Annotated in this window: 12 protein-coding genes; 5 read left to right on the top strand and 7 right to left on the bottom strand. The window is 70.0% G+C overall.

Going from position 1 to position 8000, the window contains the following annotated elements; all coding sequences use genetic code 11:
* The 3 genes from K8V84_RS08375 to K8V84_RS08385 all read left to right on the top strand — a co-directional run.
* The coding region (locus K8V84_RS08375) for an aldehyde dehydrogenase family protein (RefSeq protein WP_304072619.1) at positions 1–639 on the top strand (639 nt) is incomplete at its 5' end.
* Between the two features lie 168 nt (positions 640–807).
* Positions 808–1305: a MarR family transcriptional regulator gene (locus tag K8V84_RS08380; RefSeq protein WP_304072622.1), complete on the top strand. Its 498-nt coding sequence runs from the start codon at positions 808–810 to the stop codon at positions 1303–1305.
* A 14-nt stretch (positions 1306–1319) separates the two neighbouring features.
* Positions 1320–1745 carry an organic hydroperoxide resistance protein gene (locus K8V84_RS08385; protein ID WP_304072624.1) on the top strand — a complete coding sequence of 142 codons (426 nt, stop codon included), beginning with the start codon at positions 1320–1322 and terminating at the stop codon, positions 1743–1745.
* On the opposite strand, the gene K8V84_RS08390 is transcribed toward K8V84_RS08385, so the two are convergent.
* Together K8V84_RS08390 and K8V84_RS08395 are read right to left on the bottom strand one after the other, a co-directional pair.
* The gene (locus tag K8V84_RS08390; RefSeq protein ID WP_304072627.1) at positions 1720–1995 is read right to left on the bottom strand and encodes a hypothetical protein; all 276 of its coding nucleotides are present in this window, start codon (positions 1993–1995) and stop codon (positions 1720–1722) included. The two genes, K8V84_RS08385 and K8V84_RS08390, sit on opposite strands and share 26 nt — an antisense overlap.
* A 128-nt stretch (positions 1996–2123) precedes the next feature.
* A complete protein-coding gene (locus tag K8V84_RS08395) occupies positions 2124–2720 on the bottom strand; it encodes an XRE family transcriptional regulator (RefSeq protein WP_304072629.1) in 597 nt (198 codons plus the stop codon).
* A gap of 81 nt (positions 2721–2801) precedes the next feature.
* On the opposite strand from K8V84_RS08395, the gene K8V84_RS08400 reads away from it, so the two are divergent.
* Together K8V84_RS08400 and K8V84_RS08405 are read left to right on the top strand one after the other, a co-directional pair.
* On the top strand, positions 2802–3809 hold the full coding sequence (locus tag K8V84_RS08400) for an NAD(P)/FAD-dependent oxidoreductase (protein WP_304072632.1): 1008 nt from the start codon (positions 2802–2804) through the stop codon (positions 3807–3809).
* A 22-nt stretch (positions 3810–3831) separates the two neighbouring features.
* A complete protein-coding gene (locus tag K8V84_RS08405) occupies positions 3832–4479 on the top strand; it encodes a class I SAM-dependent methyltransferase (protein ID WP_304072636.1) in 648 nt (215 codons plus the stop codon).
* Between the two features lie 55 nt (positions 4480–4534).
* On the opposite strand, the gene K8V84_RS08410 is transcribed toward K8V84_RS08405, so the two are convergent.
* The 5 genes from K8V84_RS08410 to K8V84_RS08430 all read right to left on the bottom strand — a co-directional run.
* Entirely contained in the window at positions 4535–4984 is a 450-nt protein-coding gene (locus tag K8V84_RS08410) for a DUF6292 family protein (RefSeq protein WP_304072640.1), read from the bottom strand.
* A complete protein-coding gene (locus K8V84_RS08415; protein WP_304072642.1) occupies positions 4981–5331 on the bottom strand; it encodes a hypothetical protein in 351 nt (116 codons plus the stop codon). Before K8V84_RS08415 ends, K8V84_RS08410 begins: the two co-directional genes overlap by 4 nt.
* Before the next feature lie 89 nt (positions 5332–5420).
* Positions 5421–5690, bottom strand: a complete 270-nt coding sequence (locus K8V84_RS08420; protein ID WP_304072644.1) for a helix-turn-helix domain-containing protein — start codon at positions 5688–5690, stop codon at positions 5421–5423.
* 294 nt (positions 5691–5984) lie between these two features.
* A complete protein-coding gene (locus tag K8V84_RS08425; protein ID WP_304072647.1) occupies positions 5985–7001 on the bottom strand; it encodes a hemolysin family protein in 1017 nt (338 codons plus the stop codon).
* A gap of 127 nt (positions 7002–7128) precedes the next feature.
* A partial coding sequence (locus K8V84_RS08430) for a CNNM domain-containing protein (protein WP_304072649.1) occupies positions 7129–8000 on the bottom strand: 872 nt, incomplete at its 5' end.

Raw genomic sequence — 8000 nt, forward strand, 5'->3', positions numbered from 1 at the left:
CTGCGCCGGCTGATCGTGCACGAGGACGTGGTGGACGCGGTGTGCGAGCGGGTGGTGGACGCCTACGCCCAGCTGCGTGACCGCATCGGTGACCCCTACCGGGAGTCGACCCTGGTGGGGCCGTTGGTGGGCGAGCGCGGACACAAGGCGATGGTCTCGGCGTTGGAGCGGGCCCAGGGCGACGGAGGTCGGGTGCTGGTGGGCGGTGGACGCCGGCTGGAGGAGGAGGCCGGTGACGCCTTCTACGTGGAGCCGGCCGTGGTGCGCATGCCCGCCCAGACCGAGGTGGTGCGTGAGGAGACCTTCGCGCCGATCCTGTACGTGATGTCCTACCGCACCTTCGAGGAGGCGGTGGAGTTGCACAACGGGGTGCCGCAGGGGTTGAGCTCGGCGATCTTCACCCAGGACCAGGCCGAGGCCGAGCGTTTCCTGTCGGCGGCCGGGTCGGACTGCGGGATCGTCAACGTCAACATCGGTACCTCGGGGGCCGAGATCGGCGGGGCCTTCGGCGGCGAGAAGGACACCGGTGGGGGCCGTGAGTCGGGTTCGGATTCGTGGAAGGCGTACATGAGGCGGGCCACCAACACCGTCAACTACGGCGGTGAGCTGCCCTTGGCCCAGGGCGTGGAGTTCTTGTGAGGTGATCGGCGGGGCCCACGTCCTGACGGGTGCGGGCCCCGCCGGGTCGCTCCTTCTTCTTCAGGGGACGACACCGACCAAAATAGTCGCGCCCAATAGTGTTGTGCACAACTAAATTCTGTTAGCGTGGCGGACGAACGCCGAGACGCGCACCGCGGGGGAGGGGACATGGCCGGTACCGAGGAGGGGGATCCCCTTGCTCTGGACAACCAGCTTTGCTTCGCCCTCTACACCGCGTCCCGGGCCCTGACCGGGCTCTATCGGGAGATCCTGACCGACCTGGAACTGACCTACCCGCAGTACCTGGTGATGTTGGTGCTGTGGGAACGGGGGGCGTTGCCGGTCAAGGAACTGGGACTGGCGCTGAGCCTGGACACCGGTACGCTCTCGCCCCTGCTGCGTCGGATGGAGGGGGCGGGGCTGCTCACCCGCAGACGCGGACCCGAGGACGAACGCATCGTCCACGTCGCTCTCACCGATGAGGGCGAGCGGCTGCGCGAGCGCGCCGAGGGGATTCCCCACCGTGTCCTGTGCGCCACCGACCTTCCCGAGGGCAAGGTCGAGGACCTGCGTGCGCTGCTCGACCACGTCACCCGTTCGGTGACCGCCCAGGCGGGACACCGAACCACATCGCGAACGGGGCCGGGCTCTCGGCTCGGCCCCTGAGGAAGGGACAAGTCATGGCTTTCCAGAAGATGTACACGGCCGTCGCCACCGTCACCGGCGAGGGCCGCAAGGGCTCGGGCAAGACCGACGACGGCCGCCTGTCGGTGGACCTGTCCGTGCCCAAGGGCATGGGCGGCGACGACGGCCCGGGCACCAACCCCGAGCAGCTCTTCGCCGTCGGGTACGCGGCCTGCTTCCACGGCGCCCTGAAGAAGGTCGCCGCCCAGAGCAAGGCCGACGTGTCCGGATCCAGCATCGACTCCCAGGTCACCCTGGGCAAGGACGAGGGCCTGGACCTGGTGGTCGACCTGACCGTGAACCTGCCGCACCTGTCGCAGGCGGAGGCCGACAAGCTGGTCGAGGACGCCCACCAGGTGTGCCCCTACTCGCGCGCCACCCGCGGCAACATCGTGGTCAACCTGACCGCGAAGACCGCCTGAGCGTAGCCGCTCGCCCGCGGGGCCGTACCCACCCGGTGTGGGTGCGGCCCCGCTTGTGCGTGCCCGGTTCCAGACGTGCCCGTACCGCCGGGGCGGCGCAGGCCGGCACGGCCGCGCCACCGGCCAGGACGGGTCCGCTCAAGGGCTCGCCCAGCAGCAGGGCGGCCCAGGTGATGGTCATGACGGGTTGGGTGAGTTGGGCCTGGCTGACGCGGGCCTTGGCCACCACGGGGGCACGCCTTTTGCGCACAACCCACTTTCGCCGACCCGACCGGTGCCCGGTGGTCGACGCGCGCCATCGAGGAGGACTGGGCGCACGACTTCGGGATCGACGCCGGTCCCGTTCCGGGTGGTTTCGTCGAGGGCGCCGACGGGTCCTCAGGCGGGCCGATCACCCTGCTTGGGGCGAGCGCGCAGATGGGCCTTCTCCCCCTGCGCGCCGAAGAGACTGAGGAACTCCACGACCTGTTCGTCGGCGGCGCCGAACCAGTGGGGGACACGGGTGTCGAACTCGGCGGCCTCGCCGGCGCCCAGGACGAGATCGTGCTCGCCCAGGATCACGCGCAGGCGCCCGTTGAGGACGTAGAGCCACTCATATCCCTCGTGGATCTGGGGGTCGGGTTCGCGGCGACCGGGGTCCGTAGCCAGGACGATCTTGTAGGCCTGGATGCCACCGGGGCGGCGGGTCAGGGGGATCATCGTCATCCCGCCACGGGTGGTGGGGCGCAGGTGCACGCGCGGGTCGCCGGTGGGTGGTGCGTCGACGAGTTCGTCGAGGGTGACGCCATAGGCGCGGGCCAGGGGCAGCAGGAGTTCGAGGGTGGGTCTGCGCTCGCCGGTCTCCAACCGCGACAGGGTGCTGACCGAGACGCCGGTGGTGGCGGCCAGGTCGGACAGGGTGATGTCGCGTTGGGTGCGCAGGGTGCGCAGGCGTGGTCCGACAGAGTTCAGAGCCTGGTCGAGGTCGTGGTCCATCCCCGTATTTTGCCATACCGGCAACAGGACTTGTCGGATGTCGGGGGTGGGGCGCATCGTGGTCCGTGGAGGTGGTCCACAGTGGGCGAGCAGGTCGAGGACTTCTACGAGGTGTTGGTGATCGGCGGCGGCGCGGCGGGCTTGAGCGGGGCGCTCACCCTGGCCAGGGCCCGACGATCGGTGTTGGTGGTGGACGCGGGTGAGCCGCGCAACGCCCCGGCGGCCGGGGTGCACGGTCTGCTGGGAGTGGAGGGCACACCCCCGGGCGAACTGCTGGAACGGGGCCGGGCCGAGGTCCGTGCCTATGGAGCCCACATCACACGGGGACGGGTGCGCTCGATCGAGGGCGGGGCCGGCGCGTTCGTGGCGTTGTTGGAGGACGGACGCACGATGCGGGCGGCCCGGCTGCTGGTGGCCACCGGACTGGTCGACGAACTGCCCGACATTCCCGGACTGGCCGAGCGTTGGGGCCGCGACGTGCTGCACTGCCCCTACTGCCACGGGTGGGAGGTGCGTGACGAACCCATCGGTGTGCTGGCCACCGGGCCCATGTCGGTGCACCAGGCGTTGATGTTCGGCCAGTGGAGCGCGGACGTGCTCTTCTTCGCGAACGGGACGGCGGTGGAGGCCGAACAGGCCGAGCGGTTGGCCGTACGTGGCATCAAGGTGATCGAGGACCGGGTGATGCGGGTGGAGACGGTGGCGGATGCCCTGACCGGGGTACGTCTGGCCGGGGGAGAGCTGGTGGAGCGTCGGGCGCTGGCCGTGGCCACCCGGATGGTGGCCAGGGCGGACTTCCTGGCCCCGCTGGGTCTGGCGCCGGTGGCCCACCCTTCGGGAATGGGCGAGCACCTGCCGGTGGACGCCACGGGCCGCAGCACGGTGGCGGGGGTGTGGGTCGCGGGCAACGCCACCGACGTGTCCGCGCAGGTGGGGGCCTCCGGCGCGGCCGGAACCCTCGCCGCGGCGCAGATCAACGCCGACCTCATCAACACCGAGATCGACCGGGCCCTGACGGCGCGGCGCGCCTTCTCCGCCGAGGTCGAACGTGAGGTGGCCGCGCGTGCGGTCCCGGGGCACGGGCTGTGAACGACGACGTTGGGGGATGCGCATGAACGGCGAGTTCGACCGGGAGTTCTGGGAGGAGCGCTACCGCGACAACCACGGGCACGGTGAGCACGGGCCCGACGGGCCGGGTGAGCCCAATCCACAGCTGGTGGCCACCGCCCACGACCTGGAACCGGGCCGTGTGTTGGAGGTCGGGGCGGGGCTGGGCGCCGACAGTCTGTGGCTGGCACGGCACGGCTGGGAGGTCACCGCGGTGGACATCTCCGCCAACGCACTGGAGCGGGCCCGGACGTTGGTGGAGCGGGTCGAGGCCGAGGCGGCCGCCCGCATCCGATGGGTGCGGGCCGACGCCACCGCGCTCGACCCGCACCTGAGCGGATTCGACCTGGTGACCAGCCACTACGCCCACCCCGAGGGGCCCTTCGAGAAGCTGGTGGAACACCTGGCCGACCGGGTCGCACCGGACGGTCGCCTGCTCATCGTGGGCCACGACCCCTCCGACGCCCACGGTCACGCCCCGCACGCCGGTCACGGGCGCGCCCACGTGGCGCCCGTGGAGGTGGCCGCGGTACTGGGATCCGACCGATGGCGGGTGCTGGTGGCGGAGCCGCGGTCGCGCACGCGCCGCCGTGGGGACGGCACCGAGGTGACCATGACCGACGCGGTGGTACTGGCCCACAAGGTCGGCTGATGGGTGTGGGGTCCTCCTTTCGCTCCCCTGAGAAAGGAGGACCCTCCCGGGTGGTTCACAGGTCCCGGTAGGCCGCCAGTCGGCGTTCGAAGACCACGTCGACCGGGTGGGCGAAGACGCGGGAGCGGTCCAGAACCATCACCAGCTGTCGGGTCCCCGGGCTCAGCAGGGCGGTGACGGCGTGGGTGAAGGCCTCCGGCTCCAGCAGGGGGTCGGCGCCCAGGACCAGGGGACGACGACCGGAGGATTCCAATCGGGCCCAGCCGCGTCGTTCGTCCCAGGCCAACAGGACGTCGTCGTGGTCGGGGCCGTCCAGCCGCAGCAGCGCTCCGCGGGTGTCGTTCCGCTGCAGGTGGCTCTCGGGGAAGTGGACCCGGGGTGTGTGGTCGACCTCCTTGCGCAACCGTTCGGCGCACGCGTGCACGTAGGCGTGGTGGTTGAGCGGCCAGGGCTTGGTGTTGGCGTCCACGTACAACAACCGGGACGAGGTTGGGAACAGGGTCACTGGTGGGACTCCTGTTCCGGGCCGTCCGCGTCGAGGTTGCGGGAGCCGGCCAGGACGGTGAAGAGCACCGTCACGGCGTAGCCGGAATGGTGACCGCGCAGGGTCAGTACGCGTTCACGGCCCTGGGCGCGTTCTCGCTTGGCCTCGGTGGGGGCGTGCAGGCGGGAGCGCCAGCGGGAGACGACCCCGTCGGGACCGAACAGGGAAGATGCCAGGCCGCCCCCGTACACGGCGGCGTAGTGGACGGTGGTCAGCCCGTTGGTGTCGGTGACGCAGGTGGTCAGGGCCGGCCACAGTCCGGGGTCCCCCTCGATCAGGGCCACCACGTCCCGCGCACACGCGGTCAATCTGCGGGGTCCGCAGACGAAGGGTTCGACGGGTCGGTCCGGTTCGCGCCCGGGAAGGGCCGGGACTTTTTCTGTCGTGGGAAGTGTATTCACGGGGCACCACCTTTCAACGGTGTCTGTGATCCGTGCTCGTGGTCGATTCGGGATTCGCGTACGGCGTTTTCGACGTACTCGTTGAGTGATTCGCACGTGATTCTGCGAATCCATTTCTTGGGTCCGATCTTCACCGACTCGAGTTCTTCGCTGTAGCAGAGGTCGTAGACCACTCTCTCTGATACGTCGAGGATTTGGGCGGCCTTGCGGACGCTGACCAAGAGCTTTTTCTGCTCGATGACGCGGATTTCCCGCGGTTGGGTCATGACGTGAACCTAGCAATCGCAGTGAGGCGTGTACAGGGGTGGGTCTTGGGTGAACACAGCCTGGTAATTCCAGAATGTCAGGAATCGGGACGAGGGTCCCTCCGGTTCTCCCCTCCCGAAGACCTCTCCATACTCTGCGAGCCTTTGCGTCGTTTGAATAGGGGGTTGGTGGGATCGGAGTTTAAAGAGAAGGAAGATTTTTCTGCCGGGGACCGCACGATGATGACCTCCGGGGGCGCACGGCGCAAGAGGGGGCGGTGGTCCGAGGACACCCGCCCCCTCTCACGGGGTGGTTCAGGTCGTCGCGCGTTCGGGAAGCAGCCGATCCAGCAGGTCCTCCAACGTCACCGGACCCATCAAGGCGCCCTTCCCGTCGCGGACCAGGCACAGGTGGGAGCGGCCCTCTCGCATCACGCTCAGGGCGGCCGACATGGGGGTGTGCGTGGGAAGCGACAGCAGCGGGCGCATCAGGTCGGCGGCCCGTGTCCCGGGGGAGGCGGTCAGGGCCTCGCGCACGTGCAGTTCGCCCACGGGTTCGCCGTGGTCGGTGATCACCAGGCGCAGGTGCCCGGTCCGGCGACCCACCGCGATGATCCGCTCCAGGCCTGCGTCCAGGGGCACCTGAGCGATCTCCTCCGACGGGGTGAGGGCCTCGCCCAGGGGACGGGCCTGCACCTCCAGGGCGGTGGTGATGCGGTCGCGTCGTTCGGCGTCCAGGGTGTCGGCGGCGGCGGAGTGTTCGACCAACTCGCGTACGGCCTCGGGCCCGCGCCCGGAGGGCAGGGCCTCCAACGGATCGACCCCCACCAGACGCAGACACCGGTCGGCGGCGCCGTTGAAGACCACCAACAACGGCCGGAACGGCACCATGAACATCCGCATGGGCAGGGCCGTGACGATCACGGCCCGCTCGGCGTTGCCCAGGGCCCAGGACCTGGGTGCCATCTCGCCCACGACCAGATGGAGGAAGGAGATGATCAAAAGCGCCAGGGTGAAGGAGACGGTGGTGGCCACCGCCGGCGGCAGTGCCCCTTCCATCAGGGGTTCCAGGGTGTGGTGCACGGCCGGCTTGGACACCGAACCCAGGGCCAGCGTGGCCAGGGTGATGCCGAACCGGGTGCCGGAGATCAGCAGGGACACCCGGCGCATGCCTCGCAGCGCCACCCGTGCGGCGACGCCGTCCCGGGCGGCCTCCTCCAGACGGTGGCGGCGCACCGCGACCAGGGAGAACTGCACCACCACGAAGAACGCGCTCAAGGCGATGAACAGGACGGTCAGGGTCAGGACCAGGACGGGATCCATCGCGCTCATACGGCGGCTCCCTCGGTCACGTCCAGACGCAGGGCGAGGCGTTCGGGCACGTGATGGCGGACGGTGTCGACCCGGACGGTCAGCTCGACCCGGGCCGCCTCCTCCCCACCCACCGGCGAGGGCAGGATCAGGTGGACCCGGTCGCCGGGGCGGGAAAGCGCGAGCGGCCGCGCGCCATGAGCCCCACCACCCGGGCCAGGGGTTGGTCGGCGTGGACGGTGATGGTCCGGGCCCGAGGGGTCATGGCCTGTTCGGCGGTGCGTTCGGGAAAGTCCAGGGCGCGGGAGAGGCGGCCGTAGATCTGTTCCGGCAGGTCTCCACTGCGGCGGGACTCGGCCAGGATGTGCCTGAGGTCGCCGGCGGTGGCCGCGTCGTGGACCGGTTCGATGCGCATCAGGTGCAACAGGGCGGTGGCGGATCGGTCGAAGATCCAGATGAGCCATCCGAACAGCGCCAGGTACACGCCGGTGCTCAGGGCCAGGGCACGAGCCACCGGGGCGGGGCGGGTGATGGCCAGGTTCTTGGGCAGGAGCTCACCGAAGACCATCTGGATGACGGTGGCGAACAGCAGCGCCAGGGTGGTGCCGATGACCGGCCCGGTGCCCTCGGGCAGCCCCGCCGCCTCCAGCAGCACGCCCAGTCCGGTGCCGACCATGGGTTCGGCGACGAAGCCGACGATGAGGGTGGTGACGATGATGCCGAACTGGGCGCCGGAGAGGGTGAAGGAGGTGCGGTCGGTGATGGCGCGTACGCGTCGCCATCGTGGGTCGCCGGTGGCGGCCCCGGCTCGCACCTGTGAGCGGTCCACGGCGGTGCAGGCGAACTGTTGGGCGACGAAGTAGCCGGTGCCGATGGTGACCACGATGGCCACGACCGTTCCCAGCAGGATGTCTCCGACGGTGTTCAGCACGGCGTCCCCCGATGGGGGAGGTGGGGGGTGGACCCGTCGGGGGTCGATCGGGTTTGCACGGTTGCTCGCTCCTGGTCGTTTCGCACGCC

This window comes from Nocardiopsis listeri (assembly GCF_020741345.1).
GTDB classification, from domain to species: Bacteria; Actinomycetota; Actinomycetes; order Streptosporangiales; family Streptosporangiaceae; genus Nocardiopsis; species Nocardiopsis listeri_A.